At 71.4% G+C, this 25,819-nt stretch carries 26 protein-coding genes; 9 read left to right on the forward strand and 17 right to left on the reverse strand.

Translation table 11 applies throughout. The features are described from left to right. The first annotated feature begins 294 nt into the window (after window positions 1–294). Window positions 295–1,905 carry an apolipoprotein N-acyltransferase gene (gene lnt, locus ACFQTY_RS14240; RefSeq protein ID WP_378101548.1) on the forward strand — a complete coding sequence of 537 codons (1,611 nt, stop codon included), beginning with the start codon at window positions 295–297 and terminating at the stop codon, window positions 1,903–1,905. Here lnt and ACFQTY_RS14245 read toward each other — a convergent pair. Then, the gene (locus ACFQTY_RS14245; protein WP_378101550.1) at window positions 1,897–3,270 is read right to left on the reverse strand and encodes a prolipoprotein diacylglyceryl transferase family protein; all 1,374 of its coding nucleotides are present in this window, start codon (window positions 3,268–3,270) and stop codon (window positions 1,897–1,899) included. The two genes, lnt and ACFQTY_RS14245, sit on opposite strands and share 9 nt — an antisense overlap. 161 nt (window positions 3,271–3,431) lie before the next feature. Continuing rightward, a complete protein-coding gene (locus tag ACFQTY_RS14250) occupies window positions 3,432–4,649 on the reverse strand; it encodes an NRAMP family divalent metal transporter (RefSeq protein ID WP_378101553.1) in 1,218 nt (405 codons plus the stop codon). A 486-nt stretch (window positions 4,650–5,135) separates the two neighbouring features. Here ACFQTY_RS14250 and ACFQTY_RS14255 point away from each other — a divergent pair, with 486 nt between their 5' ends. Further along, window positions 5,136–5,825: a response regulator gene (locus ACFQTY_RS14255; RefSeq protein ID WP_378101556.1), complete on the forward strand. Its 690-nt coding sequence runs from the start codon at window positions 5,136–5,138 to the stop codon at window positions 5,823–5,825. Next, window positions 5,822–6,913, forward strand: a complete 1,092-nt coding sequence (locus ACFQTY_RS14260; protein WP_378101559.1) for a sensor histidine kinase — start codon at window positions 5,822–5,824, stop codon at window positions 6,911–6,913. Before ACFQTY_RS14255 ends, ACFQTY_RS14260 begins: the two co-directional genes overlap by 4 nt. 167 nt (window positions 6,914–7,080) lie before the next feature. Here the strand turns inward: ACFQTY_RS14260 and ACFQTY_RS14265 are convergent, their stop codons facing one another. Genes ACFQTY_RS14265 through ACFQTY_RS14275 form a run of 3 tightly spaced genes read right to left on the reverse strand, consistent with a single transcriptional unit; the run spans window position 7,081 to window position 9,009 of the window. Next, window positions 7,081–7,707, reverse strand: coding sequence for a peroxiredoxin family protein (locus ACFQTY_RS14265; protein WP_378101562.1), 627 nt, complete (start codon window positions 7,705–7,707; stop codon window positions 7,081–7,083). Continuing rightward, a complete protein-coding gene (locus ACFQTY_RS14270) occupies window positions 7,704–8,696 on the reverse strand; it encodes a cytochrome c biogenesis CcdA family protein (RefSeq protein WP_378101565.1) in 993 nt (330 codons plus the stop codon). The genes ACFQTY_RS14265 and ACFQTY_RS14270 overlap by 4 nt, the downstream gene beginning before the upstream one ends. Continuing rightward, on the reverse strand, window positions 8,686–9,009 hold the full coding sequence (locus ACFQTY_RS14275; RefSeq protein WP_378101568.1) for a glutaredoxin family protein: 324 nt from the start codon (window positions 9,007–9,009) through the stop codon (window positions 8,686–8,688). Before ACFQTY_RS14275 ends, ACFQTY_RS14270 begins: the two co-directional genes overlap by 11 nt. Before the next feature lie 190 nt (window positions 9,010–9,199). Here ACFQTY_RS14275 and ACFQTY_RS14280 point away from each other — a divergent pair, with 190 nt between their 5' ends. From ACFQTY_RS14280 to ACFQTY_RS14290, 3 genes are all read left to right on the forward strand, one after another. Beyond that, window positions 9,200–9,925 carry a response regulator gene (locus ACFQTY_RS14280; protein WP_378101571.1) on the forward strand — a complete coding sequence of 242 codons (726 nt, stop codon included), beginning with the start codon at window positions 9,200–9,202 and terminating at the stop codon, window positions 9,923–9,925. Continuing rightward, window positions 9,922–11,061, forward strand: coding sequence for a sensor histidine kinase (locus ACFQTY_RS14285; RefSeq protein ID WP_378101574.1), 1,140 nt, complete (start codon window positions 9,922–9,924; stop codon window positions 11,059–11,061). Before ACFQTY_RS14280 ends, ACFQTY_RS14285 begins: the two co-directional genes overlap by 4 nt. A gap of 258 nt (window positions 11,062–11,319) precedes the next feature. Then, complete coding sequence (locus tag ACFQTY_RS14290; protein WP_378101576.1) at window positions 11,320–11,970, forward strand: DUF3105 domain-containing protein; 651 nt, start codon at window positions 11,320–11,322, stop codon at window positions 11,968–11,970. A 153-nt stretch (window positions 11,971–12,123) separates the two neighbouring features. On the opposite strand, the gene ACFQTY_RS14295 is transcribed toward ACFQTY_RS14290, so the two are convergent. The 10 genes from ACFQTY_RS14295 to ACFQTY_RS14340 all read right to left on the reverse strand — a co-directional run bounded on the left by ACFQTY_RS14295 (window position 12,124) and on the right by ACFQTY_RS14340 (window position 19,768). After that, on the reverse strand, window positions 12,124–12,420 hold the full coding sequence (locus ACFQTY_RS14295) for a DUF2933 domain-containing protein (protein ID WP_378101579.1): 297 nt from the start codon (window positions 12,418–12,420) through the stop codon (window positions 12,124–12,126). After that, window positions 12,417–12,653 carry an SHOCT domain-containing protein gene (locus tag ACFQTY_RS14300; RefSeq protein ID WP_378101581.1) on the reverse strand — a complete coding sequence of 79 codons (237 nt, stop codon included), beginning with the start codon at window positions 12,651–12,653 and terminating at the stop codon, window positions 12,417–12,419. The genes ACFQTY_RS14295 and ACFQTY_RS14300 overlap by 4 nt, the downstream gene beginning before the upstream one ends. 149 nt (window positions 12,654–12,802) lie before the next feature. Continuing rightward, window positions 12,803–13,486 carry a DUF305 domain-containing protein gene (locus ACFQTY_RS14305; RefSeq protein ID WP_378101584.1) on the reverse strand — a complete coding sequence of 228 codons (684 nt, stop codon included), beginning with the start codon at window positions 13,484–13,486 and terminating at the stop codon, window positions 12,803–12,805. 112 nt (window positions 13,487–13,598) lie between these two features. Further along, window positions 13,599–14,297, reverse strand: a complete 699-nt coding sequence (locus tag ACFQTY_RS14310; protein WP_378101586.1) for a M15 family metallopeptidase — start codon at window positions 14,295–14,297, stop codon at window positions 13,599–13,601. Window positions 14,298–14,603: 306 nt separating this feature from the next. Then, complete coding sequence (locus ACFQTY_RS14315) at window positions 14,604–16,118, reverse strand: ABC transporter permease (RefSeq protein ID WP_378101588.1); 1,515 nt, start codon at window positions 16,116–16,118, stop codon at window positions 14,604–14,606. After that, window positions 16,115–16,774, reverse strand: a complete 660-nt coding sequence (locus ACFQTY_RS14320; RefSeq protein WP_378101591.1) for an ATP-binding cassette domain-containing protein — start codon at window positions 16,772–16,774, stop codon at window positions 16,115–16,117. The genes ACFQTY_RS14315 and ACFQTY_RS14320 overlap by 4 nt, the downstream gene beginning before the upstream one ends. A gap of 43 nt (window positions 16,775–16,817) precedes the next feature. After that, the gene (locus ACFQTY_RS14325; protein ID WP_378101594.1) at window positions 16,818–17,093 is read right to left on the reverse strand and encodes a metal-sensitive transcriptional regulator; all 276 of its coding nucleotides are present in this window, start codon (window positions 17,091–17,093) and stop codon (window positions 16,818–16,820) included. Window position 17,094: 1 nt separating this feature from the next. Continuing rightward, window positions 17,095–19,374 (reverse strand): heavy metal translocating P-type ATPase, encoded by a 2,280-nt coding sequence (locus tag ACFQTY_RS14330; protein ID WP_378101596.1) that lies wholly within the window; start codon window positions 19,372–19,374, stop codon window positions 17,095–17,097. Then, window positions 19,371–19,547, reverse strand: coding sequence for a hypothetical protein (locus tag ACFQTY_RS14335; RefSeq protein ID WP_378101598.1), 177 nt, complete (start codon window positions 19,545–19,547; stop codon window positions 19,371–19,373). The genes ACFQTY_RS14330 and ACFQTY_RS14335 overlap by 4 nt, the downstream gene beginning before the upstream one ends. Continuing rightward, window positions 19,544–19,768: a heavy-metal-associated domain-containing protein gene (locus ACFQTY_RS14340; protein ID WP_378101601.1), complete on the reverse strand. Its 225-nt coding sequence runs from the start codon at window positions 19,766–19,768 to the stop codon at window positions 19,544–19,546. The genes ACFQTY_RS14335 and ACFQTY_RS14340 overlap by 4 nt, the downstream gene beginning before the upstream one ends. 226 nt (window positions 19,769–19,994) lie before the next feature. Here ACFQTY_RS14340 and ACFQTY_RS14345 point away from each other — a divergent pair, with 226 nt between their 5' ends. The 3 genes from ACFQTY_RS14345 (at window position 19,995) to ACFQTY_RS14355 (ending at window position 21,584) form a co-directional block, all read left to right on the forward strand. Beyond that, a complete protein-coding gene (locus ACFQTY_RS14345; protein ID WP_378101603.1) occupies window positions 19,995–20,792 on the forward strand; it encodes a prolipoprotein diacylglyceryl transferase in 798 nt (265 codons plus the stop codon). Continuing rightward, window positions 20,789–21,193: a hypothetical protein gene (locus tag ACFQTY_RS14350; protein WP_378101605.1), complete on the forward strand. Its 405-nt coding sequence runs from the start codon at window positions 20,789–20,791 to the stop codon at window positions 21,191–21,193. Before ACFQTY_RS14345 ends, ACFQTY_RS14350 begins: the two co-directional genes overlap by 4 nt. Window positions 21,194–21,323: 130 nt before the next feature. Then, window positions 21,324–21,584, forward strand: a complete 261-nt coding sequence (locus ACFQTY_RS14355) for a hypothetical protein (protein WP_378101607.1) — start codon at window positions 21,324–21,326, stop codon at window positions 21,582–21,584. A gap of 133 nt (window positions 21,585–21,717) precedes the next feature. On the opposite strand, the gene ACFQTY_RS14360 is transcribed toward ACFQTY_RS14355, so the two are convergent. Continuing rightward, window positions 21,718–24,834 carry a beta-phosphoglucomutase family hydrolase gene (locus tag ACFQTY_RS14360; RefSeq protein WP_378101609.1) on the reverse strand — a complete coding sequence of 1,039 codons (3,117 nt, stop codon included), beginning with the start codon at window positions 24,832–24,834 and terminating at the stop codon, window positions 21,718–21,720. Between the two features lie 64 nt (window positions 24,835–24,898). After that, the gene (locus ACFQTY_RS14365; protein WP_378101612.1) at window positions 24,899–25,792 is read right to left on the reverse strand and encodes a DMT family transporter; all 894 of its coding nucleotides are present in this window, start codon (window positions 25,790–25,792) and stop codon (window positions 24,899–24,901) included. Between the last annotated feature and the right edge of the window lie 27 nt (window positions 25,793–25,819).

A 25,819-nucleotide genomic window follows, 5' to 3' on the forward strand; every position in this document is an offset into this window, starting at 1 on the left:
GTCCGACGCGAATGCATCAAATCTTCATCGGGTCTCGATGCCGCGTTGATCGATCAGGGCCTGAATGACCTGAAGGACCCGCCGCCGGCGCCCGACAACGAAAGTGCAGGCCATGCTGCTCGAGACTGAAAGTGCTGTCGATCCGCCCAAGCATCGGCTGGCTCTGGTCGGCGCTTCCCGTGGGCGCCCTGCGGGGCAATCCCGCGCGACCGGCCCCGGCGTCGTGACTGACACGAACTGCTGGCGCATTCGCAGGCATCCTGTTGCCGTGCCCTTCCGCGCGCTCCGATCCCTGTGACCCGGGCCTTGACCCGTGCCACTGAACGCCCGCTCGGCCGTGCCAGTTCGCCGGACCGGCCGGACAGGCACGTCGCGGCTGCCGCGGTGTGGGTATCGACGGCTCTGGCTGCGCTCGGCGGCGCACTCCTGGAGACCGCCTTCCCAGGTCTGTCGTGGTGGTGGGCCGCACCGGTCGCCATCGCGATCCTGCTGCTCGTGCTGCGCCGCGACTCGATACCGGCGGGCTTGCTCACCGGCGCGACCTTCGGGTTGACCTTCTTCCTGCTGCATGTGTGGTGGGCCGATTCCGCTGTCGGCCAACCCATCGGCTGGATCGCTCTCGCCGCCAGCCAAGCCGCCTTCATATCGGCGTTCGGAGGTATCTGGGTCTGGGTGCGCCGGGCACGATGGTTGCACCATCGACCGGGCCGGCAGATCCTCGCCGCGACGGTCATCTGGGTCACCATCGAACGACTCCGGGGCCGATGGCCTTTTGGGGGATTCCCGTGGGGTGGGCTGGCGTTCTCCCAGACCGACGGCCCCCTGCTGCGACTCGCTCCAGTTGGGGGGACCGCGCTCGTCAGTGCCGTCGTCGTGATGAGCGGCGCCCTGATGACGACGCTCGTAGGGACGGGTAGCGCACGGCGGCAAGCCGCCGTCGGGCTGGCCGTTCTGCTCGGTGTCATGTCCGGGGCACAGCTCGTCCGACTGCCGGTAGCACCAGAGGTCGGGACGCTGCGGATCGGGGCTGTCCAAGGCAACGTGCCTTCGGCTCAGATCGACTTCCGCGCCCGCGCGCTGCAGGTGACGGCCAACCACGCCGCAGGGACCGGTGCGCTGCTTGATTCGGCAGGGCCCGGGACGCTGGATCTGGTGCTGTGGCCCGAAAGTGCCGCCGACGTCGATCCACGGTCTGACGCAGTCGTCGCCGCCGCCGTGGACGGCGCCGCGCGGGCGGCCGGTGCACCGATCCTGCTCGGAACCCAACGGTTTGGCGGCCAGCGGAGGTTCAACGACTACATCCTGTGGGAGCCAGGGGCCGGCAGTCTGGCCTCGTACACCAAGCAGCACCCCGTCCCGTTCGGGGAGTACATCCCGTATCGGTCGTTCTTTCGTCATCTGACCCGCACGGTCGACCGGGTAGGCACGGACATGGCGGCCGGTAGTGGGACGGCACTGGTCAAGGCGCCGATCGCGCGACTTAGCCGTTCCGTGCCGCTCACCACGGTGATCTGCTTCGAAGTCGCCTATGACGAACTCGTCCGGTCCTCGGTTCTGGCCGGCAGCGAGGCGATCATCGTGCCGACGAACAACGCGTCCTTCGGCCGGACCGAGGAGTCCGCGCAGCAGCTGGCGATGTCACGCTTCCGCGCCGCTGAGCATGGCCGCGCCGTTGTTCAGATCTCGACGGTCGGAATCAGCGCCGTCATCGCTCCGGACGGCGCCGTGCGCCAGAGGACGGGGCTGTTCACTGGGGAGCAACTGATCGACGAGCTGCCGCTTCGCACCTCGTTGACCGTGGCCGACCGGCTTGGGTCGTGGCCGGGTCTGCTGGTCGACCTGGCTGGTGCCGTCCTGCTCGGCAGCGCAGTGCTCGGTCGGGCCCGGCGACGGAGTTCACGCTGACCACATGACGACCAGGCCTGTTGCGAGTACCGCCGAGGCCACGACCAACGTCACCATCCGACCGTTCCGCGTCACGCGACCGACCGCCCGCAGCGGGAACAGGAGCTGGCGGCCTACCAGGTAGGCGGCGAAGCCGACGACGAGCACGAGCCCGGACCCGGCGACGGGTGACGTACCGACTGCGATTGCCGAGAGTGCGGTCAGGGCCGCGCACAGGGAGGACTCCATGAGCTGGACGGGGATCCGACGCACACCGACGTGTCGATCCGAGGACCACAGCCCCCACCGGGAGGCGGTGGGACGTCCCACGCAGCAGCCGGCGAACAGGCACCCGAGTCGCCCGACGGTCATCCCGAGGAAGAGGCCCGGTGCGGTGGCGTCCAGCACGGCGCCGACGGGGACGCTCAGGAGGAGAGCGCCGACCGCCAACGTCGCAAGGGCGACGATGACGAACCCCTGGACCGACATCCCGGGCACACGAATCGACCGTCGGCGTTCCACCGGATGTGTAAGGAGGTAATAACCCTTAGCCCCGACCAGCCCAAGGGCGCCTGCCACAAGCGTGACACCCGTCAGGGGCGCCCACCCCAGACCGAGCACTCCCGCAAGGACCGCCTGCAGGCTCAGACCGAGGACGAACCCGAGAGAGACGAGCGCGGACCACGAGCCGGCCCAGACCCCCGGGGCTAGTGCGTCAACGAGCATCCCGAATCCCGTGCGCCCCGAGGCGAGACCGCGGGCAAGTCCGGGGCGCCCCACGGGGGTCCGTTGCACCGAGCCCGGGCGGGACCCGGCGAGCGGTGTCGCCGTGACGTCCCATCGGCCGGGGGCGACATCGGGGATCCGAGTCGTGACGCACTGCCAGCCCGAGCCGGGGATGACCTCGTGCACCGTGGTCACGATCTCGAATGCGGTCGGTGCCTTCGACTGGCCCTCATCCGGTTCGACGAGTCGTCCCTTCAGCAACACCGACTGCGCCCGGGGCTCCCCGTCGGGCGGGGCTTCGAACCAGTAGGTGACGCCGAGGGCGGTGGGGTCGAGCCCGTCGAGAGGTGCACAGCTGGCCGCGGACACCTCGGCGGGCAGCCGCGGCTTGCGTCCTGCGAGGCGTGGCGGGTGGTCGCATCGCGCCACGGCCGTGGTCGGGGCCGCCGTGGCCGATCGCTTTGCGGGGGCGGCATCTGGGGCGCCGACCGGGGGTGCCCCTGCGCTCATGGTGCTCTTGCGGGCTGGAGTAGGCGGGGCGGCACCGGGCCGGAAGAACGAGGCACCCGGGGCTTCGGCGCCCGCTTCGGACGTCGTGGACTGCGCGGGGCGTGCCGCGCGTGGCTGCGCGGTCATCGCGTCGGGCGTCGGAACGGGCATCGGCTCATACCGACACCGTGTTCCATGCGTACCGAGCGACGCCGAAGGAATGATGAGGAATCGATGAAGGTCGCGGTTCTCGCGAACCCCTGGCCCTGGGCGCCCCGCGCGTGCCGGACCCGCGTGCGCGATGCCGACCGCGGGGCGCCTTCTCCAGCCGGTCAGAGGTGTCCGGTGAGGAGCTGGATGACGGTGTAGAGGCCGAGCGAGATCACCAGGCCGGTGAGAATAAGGGTGACCGCCCTGCGTGGCCCGTGCATCCGGTGCTCGCGTGGCAGTGCGCGTCGTTCAAGCAGCAGCAGGAATCCCAAGACGATCGGCAGCAGGCCCGCGTTCATCACTTCGACATCGACCGAGAGGTTGACCAGGTCGGGCGCGAGCAGGGCCACCAGCGCGCCCGTCAGCGTGGCGGCGACAGCCAATGCGTAGAAGCCAGTGGCCCGCCGTGGGGAGTCGTTGAGGCTGTGCCGCCAGCCGAGCACCTCGGACAGGCCCCAGGCGCCCGCCAGGGACACGACGAGGGCGGCGACGGTCGCGGCACCGAGCATGCCGAGCCCGAACAGGGTGGCCGCTGTGGTGCCGCCGAGGAACGGGCCAAGTGCGTCCGCAATAGCGCCGATGCTGTTCAGGCTCGTACCCGGATGGGCTGCGCCGATGGTTGCAGCAACCGCGACGACGACCGCGATCATGACGGCCTGGGTCAGCACCGCGCCGAGTGCAGTGTCCACGCGAGCTTTCCGCAGCGCGTTGCCCAGGTGCGCCCGAGGTGATCCAGTCCGAGCGTCGAGCGCCCGGCGGTCCTTGTCGATGACTGCTTCTTGCTGGTAGAAGACCATCCACGGCATGATCACCGCGCCGACGTTGGCAGCCAGCAGGCCGAGGAATCCGGCGTCGAGCTGGACCGGATGCGCCAGGCCCCCGACGACCGCCGCGGCACGCGGGTGAGCCAGCACCGCCGCCGGGATGAACAGAAGCTCCAGCGCGCCGATCGCGATGCCGACGCGCTCGACTCGCCGATAGCCACCCGCCAGCACGAGAGCGACGAGCGCCAAGGTAGGCACGGCGATCGACACCGCGCGAGGCAGACCCACGAGGGAACCGACCCCGGCCAGCCCGGCGAACTCGGTCACCAGGGCTCCCACACACGCCGCGAAGAGCGTGACCGCGGACAGCAGTGCCCAGCGCGAGCCGAACGTCGCCCGGATCAGGTCGCCATGGCCCCGGCCGGTGACCAGTCCGAGCCGGGCGGTCATCTCCTGAACCAGGTACAGCACGGGGATCAACACCACCTGGGAGGCGACCAGCTGGTACCCGTACAGCGCTCCAGACTGAGCGGCTGTGATCACGCTGCCTGCGTCGGTGTCGGCCAGCATCACCATGACACCTGGTCCAGCGATCGTCAGGAGCCGCACTGTGCGCATCCTCGAGCGGCGCCGCGAAGACTCGTCTGCCGCCAACGCCGGGCGCGCGGCGAGCCGTGCGTCTCCGTCTGGCAGCAACTCCAGCTCCACCGCTAGTAAGGCAAGGCGACCCTAAGGGACATCCTGTGCGCCGGATGAACCCCTGCCCTGGGCCGAAGGTCCCCGCCGGGCGACCGAGGGTGTCAGCACGCCAGCAAGCGCGGCGGGGCCCGCAACCCAAGGCCAATGACAGGCGGTGACTGGACGCGATACTGGGTTCAGGTGCACGGCGGCGGTCGAGTCTGGTCTTGGTCTCGCTGGTTGTGCCACGTGCTCGCGTGCAAGCACGAGCGGCCGCACAACGTTGGTCCTGGAGTCCGGCCGACGAGACAACTCAGGGCAGCAAGCGAACGACGCCCGCGAGGAGTCGATGCGGGCGACGCGCCGGGACCGAGGAGGGCTGACGTGGCCAGACGCGTGCTGGTGGTCGACGACGAGGCGGGCATCCGCCGCGTGCTGCGGGCCTACCTCGAGGCCGACGGCTTCACCGTGGTCGAGGCAGCGACCGGCACCGACGCGCTGGCCGAGCTGCGCCGCGAGCGGCCCGACGTGGTGCTGCTGGACGTGATGCTGCCCGACGTGGACGGCCTGGAGGTGCTGCGGCGCATCCGCGCCACGTCTGCCATCGGCGTGGTGCTGGTCACGGCACGCGCCGAGGAGGCCGACACCCTGGTGGGGCTGGCCGTGGGTGCCGACGACTACGTGACCAAGCCCTTCAGCCCGCGGGAGGTGGTGGCCCGGGTGAAGGCCGTGCTGCGACGGGCGCGGGACGACGAGCCGGACCCGGAACGGCTGGCCTTCAGCCGGCTGACGGTGGACCTCGCGGCCCGCGAGGTCACGGTGGACGGGCGGCCCGTCACGCCCTCCGCGCTGGAGTTCGACCTGCTCGGCGCGCTGGCTCGCTCGCCCGGGCGGGTGTTCTCGCGCCGGCAGCTGCTGGAGCGGGTGTGGGGTGACGACTTCTACGGGGACGAGAGGGTGGTGGACGTGCACATCCGCAGCCTGCGGCGGTTGCTGTCCGACGACGTGAGCGCGCCCCGGTTCATCGGCACGGTGCGCGGGGTCGGCTACAAGTTCGTCGGGCAGCCGTCATGAGCCGCCTGTCCACCCGCGCTCTGATCAGCCACACGCTGGTGGCGGTCACGGGAGCAGTGACGGCGTACCTGGTCAGCCGGGAGCTGACACCACGTTTCTACGACTCACGGATGGCCGGGATGATGGGGCAGATGCTCGGTCCCGGGGGCATGTCCCGCGATCTGGCGGTCGGCGCCGCGAACCGCGGGCTGGCCATCGGCGTGCTCGTGGCCCTCGCCGTCGCGATCATCGCCGGGGCGTGGTCGTCCTGGCGCCTGCTGCGGCCGCTGGACGACCTGTCCGCCGCCGCGCACCGCATCGCAGCGGGCCGGTACGACGAGCCCGTCCCCCTCCCCCGCGAGGCCGAGCTCGCCCGCGTCGCCAACGACGTGAACGCCCTCGCGGCCCGCCTCGCCGAGACCGAGGCCCGCCGGATGCGGCTGCTCGGGGAGGTCGCGCACGAGATGCGCACGCCGTTGACCGTGCTGGACGGCTACGTCGAGGGCCTGCAGGACGGCGTGTTCACCCCCGAGCCAGAGCTCTACGCCGAGCTGTCCGGGGAGCTGCGCCGGCTGCGCCGGCTCTCGGAGGACCTCGGCGCGCTGTCCCGTGCCGAGGAGGGCCGTCTCGGCCTGCACGTCGCCCGGGTGGACGTGGCGGCCGTCGCGATCGCCGCCGCCGAGCGGCTGCGTCCCCAGCTGCACGACGCCGGCCTGGACCTGAAGACGGAGTGGCCACGCTGGGCGCTGCTGGTGGACGGGGACGCCGATCGGATCGCCCAGGTGGTGACCAACCTGGTGGGCAACGCGCTGGCCGCCACGCCGCCCGGAGGCCACGTGCGGGTCGTGGCCAGCCCCGACGGGGCAGACGCGCTGATCGAGGTGAGCGACACCGGCATCGGACTGGCCGAAGGCGATGCGGAGCGGGTGTTCGAGCGGTTCTATCGTGTCCCACGAACTGGCACGGGCCCGAACGCCTCCGGTAGCGGCATCGGCCTGACGATCGCGCGGGGCATCGCCCAGGCGCACGGCGGGAGCCTGTTCGCGACATCCCCTGGGCTCGACAGAGGTTCCACCTTCACCCTGCGCCTGCCTATGGCGCGGGCCTGACACCCGGTAGCCACCTTCGCGAAGCGGCTGAGCACCAGCGTGCCAGGCGGGAGGTGCGAGCCGATGTCCGCGGGCTCCGTCGCGAGGTCTGACGCCCTGACGGTGCGGGGCGTCGTGCCATCCCAAAGCGGCTCTCGTCAGACACGTTGAGAGCTGTCTCGCAAACGCTACAGCCGCGACTTCACTTCCTTGAGCAGCTGGTCCGGCGCCAGGTACATGGAGGGGTACTCGGCAGACCACACCTGCTTGCCGGCCGCGTTGACGAGGACGAAGCCGTGGCCGGGCAGGCCCGCATGCATGCCCTTGCCGAGGACGTTGTAGGCCTTGGAGACCTTGCCGTCGTCCAGGTAGAACGCTGCCTTGACCCCGATGCGCTGCCGGTCGGGATTGATCTGGTCGGCGGTGTTCATCACGATCGGCAGGATGGTGATGCCGGCGCTGGCGAAGGCGGGGTCCTGCTCGATCTTCTGCATCTGGACGAGGCACGCGTCGCAGCCGGCGCCTTCGCTGAAGTACAAGAGGACGGGCTTGCCGCGCAGGGCGGAGAGCGTCGTGGAGGTCCCGTCCGTGGCGGACAGGGTGAAGTCGGGCGCCATGCGGGTGGCCACGTCCTGGCTGGGCCGGGCGGACAGCAGCCCGGCCGTGACCAGGCCGGCGACGACGAGCACTCCGACCACCCAGGCGGTGATGCGGGTGATGCGGTGGCGTCGCTCGGCGGCGAGGCGCGCCTTGAGTGCGGCGGCGACGACCTCCTGGCGGTGCTGGTCTCGTCTGACGGCAGATCCTGAGGTCATCGGGAGGTCCTGTTCTTCTCGGAGTGGGTCGCGTGACCGTCGTGACCCGGGTCGGCGGACTCGTCGTGGCAGGAGTGGCCCGCCGTGTCGGGGACGGCTGCCTCGTCACCCTTGGGGGGACCAGGTCGCTTACGCCGGTCCGCCAGGGTGAACCAGACGAAGCCGGCGGCGACGGCGAGCAGCGCCAGCCCGAGGACGGCCTCCGGCACCGGGCCGATCCAGCCCTCGATGGTCAGGAACACCCTGGTCAGGCCGCGGGCGGCCGCGTCCTGAGCGGCGGTGCCGCCGGTCATGCTCTGGCTGGTGGCCAGGGCGATGACGAAGCCGCCCATGACCGCGAACGCGACGGCGACGCCGATGTTGAGCGTGGTGGTGACGAACCGCCTGCCGCCCACCGCGAACCGCACGGTGCGGGTCCGCAACCACCGGCGCTCACCGAGCCGGGCGCGATCCCACAGCAGGGCCATGACGAACAGCGGGAACACCATCCCGAACACGTACGCCAGGCCCAGGGCCAGCCCGCCGGCGACAGATCCGGACAGCACCGAGAGCGTCATCACGCCGGCCAGCACGGGGGCGCAGCAGGAGGACGCGATCCCGGAGAACACGCCCAACGCGAAGAAGCTGGCGCTGTCCCCGCGGGTGGTGTCCGGGGCACGCAGCGCGGACGGCAGCGACCACATCCGCCCCGACAGCGCAAGCACCGCCAAGGCGACCATGAGGAGGCCGCCGGCGTAGTACAGAGGCTGGTGGTAGCGGGCGATCGCTCCGGACAGCAGGCTCGCACCCAGCGTGAGCGGCACCATCACCAGCGCGAGCCCCGCAGCGAAGATGAAGGTCAGCGGTAGCAATCGCCACCGCGCACTCTTGACCGCACCGGCAAGGTAGCTGGGCGCGAGGAACACGATGCAGCACGGGGCGAAGAGGGCCACTCCCCCGGCGAAGAACGCCGCGATGACGCTGCCTGTGGTGAGAAGCTCACCGCCCATGACCGGCCACCGTTCGATCGTCGTCCGCCCCGACGCTCGCCGCTCGCGCCTCGCGCTCGCGCAGCAAGGCGTCGAGCTTGCGTCGCGGCAAGCGCCCCGCGCTGAAGAACTGCCCGTCCACCAGGACCAGAGGGCTCAGCGCCGGCCGATGCTCGGCGACGAGCAGGCCACCTTCTGGTGAGGTGATCTCCACCTCCCGGACGTCCAGCCGGTGACGGGTCGACAGGTCGGCCAGGTGCTCGGCGGCCTCTTCGCAGAAGTGGCACGCGGGCGCAGTCACCACGACCACGGGCAGTGCGGGCAAGGCGGCCAACCCAACCTCCAAGCAGAGCACCCGGCCAAGGCCACGGCGCATCGCGCGCCCGACCGGTCGACCGGGCCCGTCCAGAGTCGTCGCGATGCCCTGCAAGTACCGTCAGCGCGCGATCAAGATTCGATGAAGACCGAGACCAGGGGGCTGCTCGGTGCCAGCGAGCCGTAGGGCGTCCGAGCACAATGGCGGGGTGAACCCATCGTCGCCTGCTCGTCGTGCGCTCGTCGTCGACGACGAGCGTCCCTTGACCGAGCTGGTCGGCGGATATCTACGCCGTGACGGGTTCGAGGTGCATCTCGCCTTCGACGGACCGTCCGGCGTGGAGTCCGCGCGTCAGGTCGACCCGGACGTGATCGTGCTCGACCTCGGTCTGCCCGGCCTGGACGGTGTCGAGGTGTGCCGGCAGGTCCGCACGTTCTCCGACTGCTACGTCGTCATGCTGACCGCGCGCACGGACGAGATCGACACCCTGATCGGACTGTCCGTGGGCGCCGACGACTACGTCACCAAACCGTTCCGTCCCCGCGAGCTCATGGCGCGGATCACCGCGATGCAACGCCGGCCCCGCCGCGCCGCCACGGGTACTCCCGGTCCGCTCGACGAGGCCGCACCTCCGATCGTGATCGGACCGTTGCGGATGGACCTCGCTGCCCGCGAGGTCGACCTGGACGGCGAACCGGTGACGTTCACCCGTACCGAGTTCGACGTCCTGGCAGCCCTGGCGCGCCGACCAACCGCCGTGCTCACCCGCCGGCAGCTGATCGAGGCCGTGTGGGGTGACCGGTGGGTCGGTGACGAGCACCTCGTCGACGTGCACGTGCTCCACGTCCGTCAGAAGCTCGGGGACACCGTCGACGCGCAACGCTTCGTGCGCACCGTCCGCGGCGTCGGCTACCGGATCGGCACCGGCTCGTGAACGATCTGGCCAGCGTCGAAGGGACGTTCGGTCGTTCCGGTTTGGCCGCCCGCCTGCTGCTCGCGTTCGTCCTGGTGGTGGCCGTGGCGGGTGTCACCGCATGGCTCGTGGCCGGTCTTGCCGGGCCCGTTCTGTTCCATCGCCACCTGGTAGCGACCGGTGTGGCCGACCCGGCCGCCGTGTTCCACGCGGAGGACGCGTTCCGCTCGGCCAGCGCGCTCGCTGTCGGACTAGGCCTGGTCGCCGGGCTGGCGACGTCACTGGCGGTCGCCGTCCTGCTCGCCCGCCGGGTCAGCCGCTCTCTGCACGCCGTGTCCACCGCAGCCGCGCTGCTGGCGTCCGGTCGGTTCGACGCCCGCGTGCCCGACCCCCGCCTCGGGGCGGACTTCGACGCGCTCGCCTCCTCGTTCAACTCGATGGCCGGCCGCCTGGCCGAGAGCGAGGAGCTGCGCCGGCGCCTCCTCGGGGATGTCGCCCATGAGCTTCGGACCCCCGTGGCGACGCTCGGCGCTTACCTGGACGGCCTCGAGGACGGTGTCGTTGACCTCGGCTCGCAGACGATCGCGGTGCTGCGCGGCCAGGGAGCCCGGCTGACCCGTCTGGCCGACGACCTGGCCGCCGTCACCCGCGCCGAAGCCCCGAACACGTCGCTGGACCTGACGCGCACCGCGCCTTGTGTCCTGCTTCACTCCGCCGCCAGCTCGGCCCAGGCCAGTGCCGCGAGGGCGGGCGTGGAGCTCCTCGTGGACTGCGCAGAGGACCTGCCGACCATCCTGGTCGACCACGACCGGATGGGACAGGTCCTGGGCAACCTGGTGGACAACGCGCTGCGGCACACGCCCGACGGCGGTTCGGTGACGCTCGCCGGCCGGCGACGGCCTGGCGGTGTGCTGCTCTCGGTCACCGACACCGGGTCCGGCATCGCGGCCGAGCACCTTCTGCGCGTGTTCGAGCGCTTCTACCGCGTCGACACCGCGCGGTCGCGCACCGACGGCGGCTCAGGAATCGGCCTGGCCGTCGTCAAGGCCCTCGTCGAGGCGCACGGCGGGCGGGTCGTGGCGCTGAGCGACGGACCCGGCAGGGGGACCCGGATCGAGGTCCAGCTGCCTGCGGCCGTCGTCGACCGGAGCTTGTGACGGATGACCGCGCCGGGCGTCCGGTGGCCGGGCCGCTGACCGCGAGATCCCCTCAGGTTCCCACTGCCGTCCGGCCCCACGCTCCCGCTGAGAGTCACGGTGCCACTGTTGGATCGTGAGCCGGCTTCGATCGTGTCGCCTCGTCTGCCATCCTGGTCCGCGGCGGTCTCCCAAGTGCTCGTCCGACCTGAACTGAAGTCCACGTCACCACGGCCGTTCTTCGACTGCGGGCACGTTCCCTGAAAGGCTTCCTGATCGATGAGCAGCAAGCGCAAGTCTGAGCTGACCGAGCGTCAGGCACGCCTGGCGGAGGTCAAGGCCGCCCAGAGGCGGGCCGAACGCAGGCGCACCATCCTGATTGCCACGGTCATCGGGGTCGTGGTCCTTGCCCTGGTCGGGACCACGGCCACGGTCCTGGTCCGTCAGGCCAAGCACCAGGCGAGCGTCCAGGCTGCAGCGAAGGCTCCGATCTCGGGAGTGCAGACCTTCACCGGACTCTCGCGGAACCACGTGACCGGCACGGTGGCGTATGCCCAGAACCCGCCCGCCGGCGGGGACCACTCGGCAGTGGACGAGAACTGCGGCTACTACTCCGCGCCCGTGGCGGACGAGAACGCCGTGCATTCCATGGAGCACGGTGCGGTGTGGATCACCCGCGACCCGAGTCTTCCTGCCACCCAGCTCACCGCCCTGCGTGCCTTCGCCGCGAAGAGTGCCTACGTCCTCGTGACGCCCCGCGCCGGGCTCCCCGCGCCGGTGGTCGCCTCGGCCTGGGGCGTCCAGCTGCAGCTGTCCTCGGCTGACGACGCGCGGCTGGCGGCCTTCGTGGCCAAGTATGCGAACGGTCCGCAGACCCCCGAGCCGGGGGCGGCCTGCTCCGGCGGAACCGGGTCGCCCGACACACCGTGACGCTCCGGGCGCCCTCCTGGCCACGGCCGGGGTGCTCGGGGTGCGGCAACGAGCGGGCTCTTCTGCCGTAGCGGCCGTCGAGCTGCGGGTGCGCAAGGAAACGCCCGGGCGGCAGGGGACCGCCCGGGCGTTCCAGCTGTGGTGGCGACGAGGTCAGTGCGACCCGTGGTCATGCGGAGCCGACGTGGACGGACCGTCGATGCGCTCACGGTCCGGCCCGATCTGATCGCGGCGTGCGGGGTCTGTTGCGTCATCGCCCGCATCGCCGTGGCCGGCGTGCCCGCCATGTCCGCCGTGCCCGTGGCCGCCGGCCATCATGAAGATCATCATCACGGGGCAGGCGAGCAGGACCGCCCACTGCGCAGCCTGGCGCCAGCTGACCCCGAAGGCCATCAGCGCGACGAGGATGACCGCGCCTCCGATGACCATGTGCTTCGCGTGCGACTTCACGGTGTGCCCTTCGCTCCTGACCGGTCGTCGAGGGTGTCCCGCAGCTCCCGGTACTGCTCGGCGTCGAGCTCCCCGGCCGCGAGCCGCTGCTCCAGCAGCGTGCGAGCGTCGGGACGCGCCTGGCCGGGGAACAGCCGGCAGACCGCCCAAACCGCGAGCCCGACGACCAGCACCCAGCCGGCGACCATCGCGACCCAGCCCAGGCCTGACGAGGTGCTGCACCACGGGGCCATGCCCGACCTCCTCGGTGTACGAGCCGCTCGACGGGGCGCCGACCGGCGTCCCTGGTCTCAAGGGTTGCGGTCACGCATCAACGCAGTCCTCAGGACCGATCAAGAGTCGGTGAAGGCTGGACGGTCGGTCGACGACCCGCCGCGTCGGCTCAGGAGGCCGTGAGGCGGCTGATCATGGCGCGCATCTCGTCCATCTCGGCGGTCTGCGTCGTGGCGATGCTGCCGGACAGCTCGACCGCATCGGCGTTCAGGCCTTGGGTCTGTTCGACCTTCGCCATGTCGAGGGCGCTCTGGTGGTGAGCGATCATGAGAGTGAGGAACTGACGGTCGAAGTCCTTGCCGGTCCGTCCGGTCAGGTCCGCTGTCGCGTCGGACTGGTCCATCCCGTCGACCTGCATGCTCGAGTGGGTCATTCCGGTGTCGCTGGCGCCGTCCAGCCCCGAGGGGGCGGCTTCACCCCAGCTGGCCAACCATCGGGACATGCGCTCGATCTCGGGACCCTGGGCGGCGACGATCCGCTTGCCCAGGGCGCGGACCTCGTAGGTGACCGCACGGTCGGCTGCCAGCTGCGCCATCTGCACGGCGCCCTGGTGGTGCACGATCATCATCTGCGTGAACGTCGTGTCAGTGGCGTTGTGCGTGGACGTGGTGGACGGTGTGGGCGCCGCCGACTCGTTGACGCCGGCGGGAGACGAGGGCTGAGCCGAGGCACCGCCCGACGCGGACCCGCAGGCGGTCAGGCTCGCGGTCGCGGCGAGCGCGACCGCGAGCGTGAGTGCCGATCGGGCCGAGCGTCGTGGGCTGCGCGTGGCGTGCGCGAGGAAGGCGGTCACTGGACGGCTCCTTGGTGGTGGGACTTAAGTCCCTTCGAGTTTCAGGGACGTCAACCCGTGCCGGTCGGCCCGGACGATGAAGATCCGCTCAAGTTTTGGGCGCCCAGGGCTCTCACTTGGCCAGCGCTTTGACACCCGACACGTACTCCCAGTGCCACGGTTCGAACGCGCCTGAACCACCGGGGCGAGCCCAGGAGGGGTTGTCCCAGCCGAACTTCGGACCGTTGGCCCGTAGCCACACCCCGGCCGCGCCGCCGTACGTGTTCGGACAGAAGTCGATCGCCAGGCCCCACCCGTGGTTGCTCGTCCCGGCCGCCGCCGCGATCCCTGGTTCGGCGGCACGCAGGCGCGCCTGCTCCTCATAGGTGCGGTAGCCGGACGTCAGGCACATCGGGCGGCCGAACTTCGCGACGAACGCGTCGTTCATCGCGAACGCCGTGACCACAGCGTCTGCTCGGTCCTTGTAGGGCTTCTGCCACAGGTCGCACAGATTCGCCGCCGCCAGCCGCCCGTTGGTCATCGCCCCCGACACGACGCCCGAGCACTCCGCCGCGGCCAGCACCTCCGAAGGCGACGTGCCGACAGGGCTCGGGGCTGGCGGGCTGTCCCGGAATGCGCTGCGTGAGGCGTGCTCGATCGTGGCTCCGGCCGGTGCACTCAGGGCGGCCGGAGGGGTCAAGTCCGCCGGTGCTGTGAGGGCTTCGATCGTGGTGGGTTGGTCGGCGGCGTCCCGCATTCCGGCGGTTGCCGAGCTCGCGACCCAGGTCGGTGCGGCGATCATGGCGAGGATCAGCAGCCCGCGCGCCACCATGCGCGCCGCACCGGCCGGTCGCGGACGTGCCGGGCTCGTGGCCCTGAGGTCGCGGCGTCGGACGCTGGGGCCGGGGGCAGCGGTGGGTGCCGCGGCCGTGGCGTGCGTGCGGGCGTGGGTTGTGGGGAACGAGCCAGCAAGCGACGCGGCGCTCACGATTCGGCGGCCCCGCGCAGCGTGGTGCGGCCCCGACCCGGGCCTGGAGCGCACCGTCGGGGGTGCGGGCGCTCGGAGGGGCAGGCGGGGGTCGGGGCTCGCATGACGCCATGCTTGCGGGGCTGCTGCGAAGTTCTTCTGGACGTTCGATCAAGACGTGATGAAGTTGACCCGCGCCCGTGACCTCACCTGGTGCCGCAGGGCACCAGCGGAGATGGCGCCCAGGGCGAGCACCCACGCGATGGCGAGCCACACGTCGGCGTCGGCGTCGAAAGAGCCGGTCAGTCCGGCGTCGACGACGAGGCGGACGGCGCCGTACCCGGGGAGCAGGTGTGCCAACGCAGATGGTTCTGCGCGCAGCATGGGGCTCTGCGCCAGGCCAACGTCGAGGAAGGGCCCGAGGAACGCGACGAACACTCCGGTGACCCGCCCGAGCAGCGGTGCGGCCAGAGCTCCTAGCGCCGCGTAGGTCAGGGCCAGGACCGCGTTCGCCAGGAGGTACGCGGGCCACTGGCGTGCGTCGAAGACCGTGGCGGTGACCGCCGCAGTCACGGCCGTGACCCCCACAGCAGCTGCGGCGACCACAAGGCCGCGAGCACCGGCCAGCGCACCGGGGCGCAGACCCGCCAGCACGAGACGACGGTCAGCCGGACCGGCGTCCACGGAGAGGAAGACCCCAACGAGGGCTGCCAGCGAGGCGACGGCGATCGGCGCCATCGTGCCGGCATGGATCTTGGCCGGGTCGAACACCTGCGTGAGGCGAACCCCGTGCTCGACGACAACCACCGGTGTCGCACCGGAGGGGGTGATGGCGTCCGAGAGCAGCACGAAGACCGCGGGAACCAGCGCGAGCAGCACCCACAGCACCGGGTTGCGACGCAGCTCGAGCCACCCGACCCGAAGAGCCGCACCCAGCTGGCCACGCGCGGATCCAGGTCGCGATCTGACGGCACGACGGCGGTGCGGGCGCGCCCCGAGCGCGATCATCAGAGCCATGACCAGCAGGGAGCCGCCGGCCCATCCGAGCGCGAGTCCGAGGTCACCGGCACGGCCGGCGTGCCCGGAGACGACGTCGGTGGTCCACAGGGACACGTAGTGCAGCGGCATCGCCCGTAGCGCCGGGGTCGCGGTCCCGCTGAGGTTCGGCCCGAAGAACACGTCCACGATCCAGATGAACAGGATGAGGACCGCGCCGTTGACCGGGACCCGAACCAGGGTGCCGACCACGGCGCCCACCACCAGGTAGGCCACGGCCGCCAGCAACGTACCGGCGGCGACCCGCAAGGGCTGGTGCACGTGGACCCGCGAGACGAGCGCTCCGAACGCGGCCGCGGCAGCCACCCCGGCCAGGACCAGGCCCACCAGCACCCGGGCCATCGCCAGCTGCCCCGACCTGGCCCCGGCCAGCACCAACCTCCGGTCCGCCTGCCGCGAATCGGTCACCTGCAGGTACATCGCCATCCCGGCGACGAATGCCGCAGCCCAGCCCGCAGTCGCGACCTCGACGGCGGGTCCACCACCCCGGCCCCCCAGCAGCCGCGCGGCGTCGGCGAGCGTCGGCGCGGCCACCAGGACGAAGGCCACGGGCACGAGGACGAGGACCACGACCGTGGTGCGGTTGCGGGCGTGGTCCAGCAGGAACCGGCGCACCAGCATGCGGGTCATCTCGGCACCGCGAGCCCGTCTCGCAGCTCGAGGATGCGGTCGAACCGGTCCTCGTCCGCCACGAAGTGGCTAATCAGCAACGTGGTGCGCCCGGCCGCGCGGCGCTGTTCCACGATCTGCCAGAACTTCAGGTACGTGTCCCAATCGAAGCCGGCGTACGGCTCGTCCAGGAGCAGCACCGGCGGGTCGGCGAGCAGGGCAAGCGCGAGGTTGAGCGTGGCCGAGGTGCCGCCGGACAGCCGGGCCGCCTGCATCGACGCGTAACTCTGGAAGCCAAGAGAGTCGTACAGGGCTGTGCGCGCTGCCTGTACCTGGGGCGGCGGCATCCCGTACGCCCGGCCGAAGACCTCGAAGTGCTCGTCGCAGGTCAGCCGCTCATACAGCTGTGGGTGCTGCGGGCAGTAGCCCAGCCGACCCGACCACGACACCGACCCGGCGTCCGGCGCGAGTGCGCCGACGAGGACCCGCATCAGCGTGGACTTGCCCGAGCCGTTCTCCCCGACCAGGCCCACCACCTCCCCGCCGGACAGGGTGAGGTCGACCCCGCGTAGCACGTGGACCGACCGGCGGACCGGCCAGACGCCCGTGCGGTACGACTTGTCCACGCCCGTCGCTGCCAGCACCGGACCCGCCTGCGGCCCGCTGTGCGTTCCCATCTCGATCGCAGCTCCCTTCTCGCTCCTCGGGCCGGCCGGTGGCTCAGCTGCGCACGAGCCGGGCGATCGCGGCCGACGCCTCGCGCAGCCGCGCCTCTTGCAGCTCGCCGCCGTGGCGGGCGGCCTCAACCAGGCAGTGGCTCATGTGGTCGTCCAGGAGCCCGAGGGCCACCGCCTGCAGCGCGCGGGAGGCGGCAGCGACCTGGGTGAGGATGTCGATGCAGTAGGCATCGGCCTCCACCATCCCGGCGATCCCGCGCACCTGCCCCTCGATGCGCCGCAGGCGGCGCAGCTGCTCCTGCGAGACCTCGGCGTTCATTTCAGACTCCCTTCGCCACGGGCACGGTGACCTGGGTGGACACGGCGCGGAACCGGCGCAGCCGCAGGCTGTTGGTGACGACGAACACCGAGGAGAACGCCATCGCCGCCCCTGCGATCAAGGGGTTCAGCACGGCCGAGACCGCCAGGGGGATCGCGGCGACGTTGTAGGCGAAGGCCCAGAACATGTTGCCCTTGATCGTGGCCAGGGTGCGTCGCGCCAGTCGAACGGCGTCGACCGCGGCGCGCAGGTCGCCGCGGACGGCGGTCAGGTCGCTGGCCTCGATCGCGACGTCCGTGCCGGTGCCCATCGCGATGCCCAGATCGGACTGGGCAAGTGCCGCCGCGTCGTTGACGCCGTCGCCGACCATCGCGACGACTCGGCCCTGGGCCTGCAGGTCGCGGATGACCGCCACCTTGTCTTGCGGGAGTACCTGGGCGACGACGTCGGTGATGCCCACCTCGGCGGCGATCGTCCGCGCAGCACGCTCGTTGTCGCCGGTCAGCAGCACGGGGTGCAGGCCCAGGCCCTTCAGCTCGGCGACGGCCTGTGCGCTGGTCGGCTTGACCGTGTCGGTCACCACCAGCAGGCCGCGCACCTGCCCGTCCCAGGCAACGGCCACCACGGTCCGCCCGGCATGCTCGGCCAGGTCCAGCTCGATGGCCAGGTCCTCATGCATGGTCAGGGCCCACTCCGACATCAACCACGCGGGCCGGCCGGCAGCGACGAACTGGCCCGAGACGGTGCCCGACACCCCCAGCCCCTGCGTGCTGACGAAGTCCGTCACCGGCGGAAGGTCCCCGCCGCGGGCGCGCGCACCGGCTGCCACGGCGGCTCCGATGGGGTGCTCGGAGGCGTCCTCCAGCGCCCCGGCCAGCGACACCAGCTCGTCCTCGTCGACCCCGGCGGCCGGGACTGCGGCGACCAGGACCATCCGGCCGGTGGTGATCGTGCCGGTCTTGTCCAGCACCACCGTGTCCACCCGTCGGGTGGACTCCAGCACCTGCGGGCCCTTGATCAGGATCCCGAGCTGCGCGCCACGACCCGTGCCCACCATCAAGGCGGTGGGCGTGGCCAGGCCGAGCGCGCACGGGCAGGCGATGATCAGCACCGCCACCGCGGCGGTGAACGCCAGCTCCACCCCGCCGCCGGCGCCGATCCAGAAGCCGAGCGTGGCCACCGCGAGGGTGATCACCACGGGGACGAACACTCCGGAGATGCGGTCGGCCAGCCGTTGTACCGGTGCCTTGCCGCTCTGTGCCTCCTCGACCAGCCGGGCCATCTGCGCCAGCTGGGTGTCCGCACCGATCCGGGTGGCGCGCACCACCAGGCGCCCGCCGGCGTTGACCGTGGCACCGACGACCTCGTCGCCGGGCCCCACCTCGACCGGCACGGGTTCGCCGGTCAGCATGGACGCGTCCACTGCAGAGGCGCCGTCGGTCACGATCCCGTCGGTGGCGACCTTCTCCCCCGGTCGCACGACGAACAGGTCGCCGACCGCCAGCTGTTCGACGGGGATCCGCTCCTCGACGCCGTCGCGCAGCACGGCCACGTCCCGCGCGCCCATCGCCAGCAGGGCGCGCAACGCCGCACCTGACTGCCGCTTGGCGCGAGCCTCGAAGTACCGGCCGAGCAGGATGAACACCGTCACGACGGAGGCGACCTCGAGGTAGATCTCGTTCGAGGCGCCCCCGCGTCGCGGCACCAGGCTGAAGCCCATCCGCATGCCCGGGTCCCCGGCCGTGCCGAAGAACAGCGCGTACAAGGACCACAGCAACGCAGCCGACACCCCGACGCTGATCAGCGTGTCCATCGTCGCGGCACCATGCCGCAGGTTCTTCCACGCCCCTCGGTGGAAGGGCCAACCGCCCCAGACCACCACCGGCGCGGCCAGCGTCAGAGACAGCCACTGCCAGTGCTCGAACTGCAACGGCTCCACCGTGGCGAGCACGAGCACCGGTGCCGCCAACGCGGCGCTGATGAGCAGTCGACGAAGCAGCGGGTCCGGCTCGCGCGGCGCCCCCACGTCCGCGCTGTCAGCGGCCACCGGCGAGCCAGGGGCGGGCGCCGGGTCGTGGACCCGCGCCGCGTAGCCGGTCTCCTCGACGGCGGCGATCGCCTGCTCCACGCTGGTGCCGTCGGGCAGCTGCACGGTGGCGCGCTCGGTGGCGAAGTTCACGCTCGCCTGCACCCCGTCGAGGCGGTTGAGCCGCTTCTCGATGCGGGCGGCGCACGAGGTGCACGTCATGCCCTCGATCTCCAGCTGGACCGCCGTGCTCACCGCGCCACCTCCGTCGGGCCCACCTGCGCGAACAGCGCGCCGTTCGTCGAGCCAACCGGATCCGTCCCCGAGCTGGCGCGAAGCGGGCCGACGGCCGCACCGATCCCCAGACCGGCGAACAAGGCAAGCGCCAGCACCAGAGCGAAGGCCGCCAGCCGGCCCGCGTCGCTCACGACAGCGCGCCGGTCAGCTCGTAGCCGGCCTCCGCAACCGCAGCGGCCACCCGTGTCGTGTCCAGCGGTGCCGCCGAGCGGACCGTCACTGTGGTGACGCCGTCCGGTACCAGCTCGATGTCCACCCCGGTGACACCCGCCAGCCGGCCCACCTCACGGGACACCGACCCCACGCAGTGCCCGCACGTCATGCCCTGCACCAGGTACGTCGTCGTGCTCATCTCTCCACCCTTCGACCCGGATCCTCGATCCGACCAGCTGCCGGACCTGCACGTCTTCCGGTATACCCCTCCCCCGTATTGGTATCCAGCGAGTGCAGCGGATCTTCATCGAACGTTGATCGGACCCCAGCCGGACCCGTGGGGATCGGGCCCCACCGTGGTCGTCGGGCGCCTCGTCGCGCCATCAGCCGGCGCTATCGACGTCGGGCCAGGAGAGGAGATCCACGTGCTACCGGTGCTGTTCTCGATCGGCAGCTTCCACGTCCAGAGCTACGGCGTCAGCAAGGCCGCCGCCGCGCTGGTCGCCATGTGGCTGCTCGGACGCGCGTTCACCCGCCGCGGCCTGCCGAAGGACTCGGCGACCTCGCTCGTGCTGTGGGCGACGATCTGGGGGTTCGTCGGCGCGAAGATCTACTACGTCCTGGAGCACCTGTCCGACTTCAGCCTGCACCACCTGGGCGGCATGGGCTTCACCTGGTACGGCGGCCTGATCGGCGGCATCGTCGCCGCGCTGGTCATCATCCGACGCCACGGCCTGCCCCTGGCCGAGGTCGTCGGAGCGACGGCGGCTCCCCTGGCCCTGGCCTACGGCATCGGGCGCATCGGCTGCTTCCTGTCCGGCGACGGCACCTACGGCACGCCCACGACGCTGCCGTGGGGAGTGACGTTCACCAACGGCATCGTGCCGACCTCCGTGCCGGTGCACCCCACCCCGCTGTACGAAACCCTCGCCGCGGTGCTGATCACCCTCCTCCTGTGGCGGCTCGAGCGGTACCTCGCACCCGTCGGGGTGTTCGGCGCCTACCTCGTGCTGTCGGGCATCTCCCGGTTCCTCGTGGAGCTCCTGCGGATCAACACCCCGGTGCTCGCCGGCCTGACCCAGCCGCAGCTGTGGGCGCTGCTCGGCATCGTGGTCGGCGGCGTCCTGATCGCCCGCGCCGGCCTGCGAGACGAGCGCGGCCGGCCGGGCCCGATCGCCCCCGCCGGTTCGGCGCTCTCAGACCCCACCCCGGTGTCACGATGACCACGACCGACGCACCCGCCACCTCGGCACCGCCGCGCACCCTACGGGGGCGACTGGCCACCGCCGCGACCGCCACAGTCGGTGCGATCGTGGGACTGGCACCCCACGTGCTGCACCACATCGGACCACTGCTCGGTGTCGCGCTCATCGCAGGCACCGGCGGCACGATCCTGTTCGGGCTGCTCGGCCTGGCCGCCTCGGTTCCGATGCTGCTGCGACTGCACCGCCGGTTCCGTACCTGGCGCGCACCCGCACTGGCACTGGCCCTGTTCGCCGTCGCCTTCGCGGTCTCGACGCTTGTCGTCGGACCACTGATCAGCGGCGCCCGCACCCCGCCCGCGCCTCCTGTCCCCGGCCCCGTGGTCTCCGAGCCGGCAGGGCACGCCGCACACCACGGTTAGGCGGCCGGAGGCCGTGGGAAGGGCAACGGGGGCCATCCGCCCCATCGCCACCAGCAGCGCCGCGTGGCAGATCCACGCGGACAAGGCGGTGAGAAGTCGCCGCGAAACAGGTCAAGGAGAGGGGAATTCGATGTCGCACGACCACGAAGGTCACGGCCACGAGGGCTGTGGCGGCGGACACGGGCAGGAGCACGGTCACCACCACGACGCTGTCGCCGCTCCGGGCGACCAGCTCGTCACCTGCGCGGTGAAGGGCAACAAGACGGTCAAGTCCGAGGCTGAGAACAGCGGCCTCGTCAGGGACTTCCGAGGGCACCGGTACTACTTCTGCTGCCTTCGCTGCCTCGACATCTTCGACGCCGATCCGGTCACCTTCGCCATCGCGGGCTGACGCCCGCGACCTTGACCTGACCCAGCGCCTCCGGGTCGTGCAGGGACGTCGCCTTCACGACCCGGAGGCCCGTGTCGCGTCGACGCGCAGGTAAGCCGGACCTCCCGGGCTCGCGGCGAGGACGGAGCCGGGGTTACACCCGGCCTGGGGTGAAGACGACGGCGTGCCCACAAGTCATCGTCGCGGTCTGCCCTCCCACGCGTACCCGCACCCGCGGGTTCGTCGCGCACGGGTCGGCGGTCACCTCGACGAAGTCCTGGTCGATCCGCACCTGCAGACGCTGCCCGCGGTGCAGCAGGCCGAACTGTGCCGAGACAACACCCTCAGGCAGCTGCGGGTCGAGGACCACCACGTCGTTCTCGGTGCGGTAGCCGGCGAAGACCCGCGTGACGATGTCGACGGTGCCGGCCATGGCACCCAGATGGATGCCCTCGCTGGTGGTGCCGCCCTGGGTGTCGTCCAGGTCAGCCCCGAGGGCGTCCCGGAACGTCTGCCAGGCGCGCCGCGGGTCCGAGCGCGCCAGCACCGAGGCGTGCACGACGCGACTGAGGGTCGAGCCGTGGGCGGTTCGCGCCAGGTAGTACTCGACCGTCCGGCCGAGCGCGTCCATCGTCGTGGGGTAGCCCAGGTGGGCGAGCGTCTCGAGGAGCACGTCGGTTCCCAGCAGGTAGGCGAGCATGAGGACGTCCGCCTGCTTGGCCAGCTTGTACCGGTCGGTGGAGTCACCCTCGGCCTCGAGGATGAGGTCCAGGCGCTCGATGTTGCCGTACCGGGCCCGGTAGGCGGGCCAGTCGAGCTCCTGCAGCTCGGCGTACCCGGCGAACTGGCTGATGATGCCGTCGTCGTGGAACGGCACCGCCAGGCGCCTGGACACATGATCCCAGTGATCGGGCTCCGTCGACCGGATCCGCAGGCGTTCGTGCAGCTCGTCGCAGTCGTGGCCCTCCGTGCGATCCAGAGCCTCGATCGCCCGGCGCAGCACCCAGGAGACGAGCACGTTGGTGTAGGCGTTGTCCCGCAGACCTGCGCCCGGCGCATCGGGGTAGCCGTCGTGGTACTCGTCCGGGCCCATCACCCCGTCGATGTGGAAGCGGTCGTCGACCGGATCGTAGGTGGCCAGGGAGCAGAAGAAGCGCGCCACCTCGATGATCAGGTCGGCGCCGCGGTGGCCGAGCCAGGCGACGTCCCCGGTGACTTCGAAGTACTGCCAGGCGTTGTACGCGATCGCCAGGCCGACGTGTCGCTGGCGCCGGGAGTTGTCCGGCACCCAACGCCCGGACCTGCGGTTGAACAGCACGCTCGGGGTCTCCTCGCGGCCGTCGCTGCCGCTCTGCCACGGGAACATCGCTCCGCGCAGACCCTCGGCCGCAGCACCGTCGCGTGCGGCGTCGAGCCGTCGGAACCGGTAGTCGAGCAAGGAGCGGGTAAGCCAGGGCTGGTGTGCGGTGAGCACCGGCAGGACGAACAGCTCGTCCCAGAACACGTGCCCCCGGTAGCCCTCGCCGTGCAGTCCCCGGGCAGGCACGCCCGCGTCCAGCTCGGCGGTGTGCCCGGACAGCGACTGCACCACGTGGAAGACGTGCAGGTTGAGGACGAGCTGGGTCTGCCGGTCGGCCTGCAGCGCGAGCCCGAACCGGTCCCAGAGCTGTGCCCAGGTCGCGACATGGGCGGGGAGCAGACCCGCAAGTCCGCCCGGCGCACGCTGCAGCTCCGCGATGGCGGCAAGCCCGGGCGAGGCGATGGCCCGATCCTTGGACGTGAAGATCGCGACAGTCTTGTCGACCGTGACCGGTTGACCGTCGCGCAGGATCACGTCCAGCACGAGCGCGCACCGGTCGCCGTCCTGCTCCACCACGGGATCACCATCCAGGGCGGCGCCCGTCACGGTGGTGCGTGCCGCGGTCGCGATCAGCACGTGACTCTGGGTCGTCTCCACCTCCACCAGGACGGTGCCCTCGGCTGCTTCCCGGGCCGCCACCGTCCGCAGGTGCCGGTTGGCCAACTCCCGGTACTCGACCACGTTGTCGTTACGTACACCGGCGTCGATGCCCGAACGCACCCTCACGGGCCCGTCCCAGCCCTCAGCCACCAACATCGTCTCCACCGCGCACAGGTGCGGACGTGCCATCGACACCACACGTCGTTGGGTGATGCGTAGCCGCCTGCCGGCCGGGTCGTTCAGCACGGCGCTGCGCGTCAGCACACCCCGCCGCAGGTCCAGCTCCCGGCGCTCCGCCGTGGTGGTCAGAGCGCCCGTGGACCACCACCCGCCCTCCCCGACACACACGTCGAGGGTCAGCCAGTTGGGTGCGTTGACCAGGTGCTCGTCCTCCATCAGCCTGTCGTGCACCAGCGTGGTCAGGCGGTTGTAGACGCCGGCCAGGTACGTCCCCGGGTAGTGCACCCCGTCGCTCGTGCGTTCCGCAGCGGCGCCGCGGGTCCCCAGGTAGCCGTTGCCCAGCGTCGTCAAGGCCTCCCGATGCCCCTCGTGCGCCGGGTCGAAACCGTCGTACACCAGAACCCAAGGGTCCGCTCGCAGGGAGCCGAGGTCCAGCTGGGCGACATCGGCCACCACGAGGTCCGCCCCGGCGTGCTCCAGCGACTCGCGCTGGCCACCGCGATCGACCCCGACCACCATCCCGAATCCGCCGCGGTGAGCCGCCTCGACGCCCGCCGCGGCATCCTCGACCACGGCGGCCCGTGCCGGGGCCACCCCCAGATCGTCTGCCGCCTGGAGGAACATCGCGGGATCCGGCTTGCCCGGGAGACCGAGGTCGGCGGCTCGCCCGCCGTCGACGACGACGTCGAACGCTCCGTCGAGCCCCGCCGCGGTCAAGACCGCGCCCGCGTTACGGCTCGCCGTGACCAGCGCCAGCCGGACCCCGCCCGCCCGAAGCCTGCCGATCAGCTCGACGGTGCCCGGGTAGGCCCTGACCCCCGCGGACGCGAGCATGTCGAGGTAGATCGCGTTCTTGCGCCCCGCCAAGCCGTGGACCGTCCACGACCCCGCCGGATCGTCCGGCGAGCCGAGGGGGATCTGGATGCCGCGGGCCGCGAGGAAGGTGCGCACGCCATCTTCTCTGGGCCGCCCGTCGACGTACCGGCGGTAGTCCGCGGCCGCGTCGAAGAGCGGGTGGGAGCCGGCCCCCGGAACTCGGTCATCAGCCAGAACCTCGTCGAACAGCGCCTTCCAGGCGACGGCGTGGAGCGCCGCGGTGTCGGTGACCACACCGTCCAGGTCGAAGATCACCGCCACCTGGGGAGGTGTCGCACCGGCGGGCGTCGGGGCGGGGGCAGGCCTCGGCGATCGCGGATCAGGCATGACCTGTCCCGGGCGAGGAACGCACCGGCAGTGGCCCGTCGGCGGGTGCAGGTATCGCCGCGCGAGGCGAGGTGCGCAGCGACAGGTAGAGAGCCAGCAGCACCACCAGCAGCCCCGCAGCGGTCCAGCCCCGTGGCCGCTCATCGAGCAAGGCGAACGACAGCACGATGCCGAAGACCGGCGTCAGGAACGTCCAGGCGGTCAGGGCGTCCATCCGCACGCGGCGCGCCTCGGTGAACCACGCAGCGGTCGTCGCCGCGGTCCCGAGCAACGCCAGGAAGGCAAGCGACAGGAGGAAGCGCGGCGTCCAGGCGATCACGGGAGCGCCCTGGACCGCGCCGGCCAGCCCGGCCAGTGCCACACCGCCGATCACCAGGTGCCAACCGGTGGCCACGACCACGTCGAGATCTCCGAGACGTCGGGCGAGCAACGTTCCCCCGGTGACTGCTGCCGCCGCCAGCAGCGACAGCACGGCGCCGTTGCCACCGCCCCCGGGCAGTGCCACGACGAGCAACCCCGCGAAACCGACCACCAGTGCCACCGTGGTCCGCGTGGACAGCTTCTCACCGTAGAGCCACCAGGCCGGCAGCAGGATGAGCAGAGGCTGGGCGTTGGCGAGCACCGCGGCAGTCCCCGTAGCCAGTCCCGCAGCAGCCGCGAACATGGCCCCGAACGCGAGGGTCACGTTGACCAGACCGAGGATCGTGATGCGGCCCCATGCCCGGACACCGACCGGGGACGGCCGACGCTGTACGGCAGCCAGCAGGAGGAGCGCACCTCCGGCCACCAGCGCGCGAAGGGCCGCGAACCACAGGACCGGCGCATCGCGCAGCCCCCAGTCGATGGCGATGAAACAGCCGCCCAGGGTCGCGGTGATCCAGAGCATGCGTGCCGGTCGAGGTCTCCGCTGCAC

The organism is Cellulomonas sp. T2.31MG-18 (assembly GCF_964266755.1).
Lineage (GTDB): Bacteria > Actinomycetota > Actinomycetes > Actinomycetales > Cellulomonadaceae > Cellulomonas.

Bases quoted from the DNA above. Each gene is read 5' to 3' on its own strand.
- ACFQTY_RS14320 (WP_378101591.1), bottom strand. From the start codon at position 16,774: ATGGGAACGCACAGCGGGCCGCAGGCGGGTCCGGTGCTGGCAGCGACG.
- ACFQTY_RS14315 (WP_378101588.1), bottom strand. From the start codon at position 16,118: ATGACCCGCATGCTGGTGCGCCGGTTCCTGCTGGACCACGCCCGCAAC.
- ACFQTY_RS14365 (WP_378101612.1), bottom strand. From the start codon at position 25,792: ATGCTCTGGATCACCGCGACCCTGGGCGGCTGTTTCATCGCCATCGAC.
- ACFQTY_RS14355 (WP_378101607.1), top strand. From the start codon at position 21,324: ATGTCGCACGACCACGAAGGTCACGGCCACGAGGGCTGTGGCGGCGGA.
- ACFQTY_RS14310 (WP_378101586.1), bottom strand. From the start codon at position 14,297: ATGGTGGCGCGCGGGCTGCTGATCCTCGCCATGATCGCCGCACCGACC.
- ACFQTY_RS14245 (WP_378101550.1), bottom strand. From the start codon at position 3,270: ATGCCCGTTCCGACGCCCGACGCGATGACCGCGCAGCCACGCGCGGCA.
- ACFQTY_RS14350 (WP_378101605.1), top strand. From the start codon at position 20,789: ATGACCACGACCGACGCACCCGCCACCTCGGCACCGCCGCGCACCCTA.
- ACFQTY_RS14260 (WP_378101559.1), top strand. From the start codon at position 5,822: ATGAGCCGCCTGTCCACCCGCGCTCTGATCAGCCACACGCTGGTGGCG.
- ACFQTY_RS14250 (WP_378101553.1), bottom strand. From the start codon at position 4,649: ATGGTGATGCTGGCCGACACCGACGCAGGCAGCGTGATCACAGCCGCT.
- ACFQTY_RS14270 (WP_378101565.1), bottom strand. From the start codon at position 8,696: ATGGGCGGTGAGCTTCTCACCACAGGCAGCGTCATCGCGGCGTTCTTC.
- ACFQTY_RS14325 (WP_378101594.1), bottom strand. From the start codon at position 17,093: ATGAACGCCGAGGTCTCGCAGGAGCAGCTGCGCCGCCTGCGGCGCATC.
- ACFQTY_RS14290 (WP_378101576.1), top strand. From the start codon at position 11,320: ATGAGCAGCAAGCGCAAGTCTGAGCTGACCGAGCGTCAGGCACGCCTG.
- ACFQTY_RS14265 (WP_378101562.1), bottom strand. From the start codon at position 7,707: ATGACCTCAGGATCTGCCGTCAGACGAGACCAGCACCGCCAGGAGGTC.
- ACFQTY_RS14340 (WP_378101601.1), bottom strand. From the start codon at position 19,768: ATGAGCACGACGACGTACCTGGTGCAGGGCATGACGTGCGGGCACTGC.
- ACFQTY_RS14300 (WP_378101581.1), bottom strand. From the start codon at position 12,653: ATGGCCCCGTGGTGCAGCACCTCGTCAGGCCTGGGCTGGGTCGCGATG.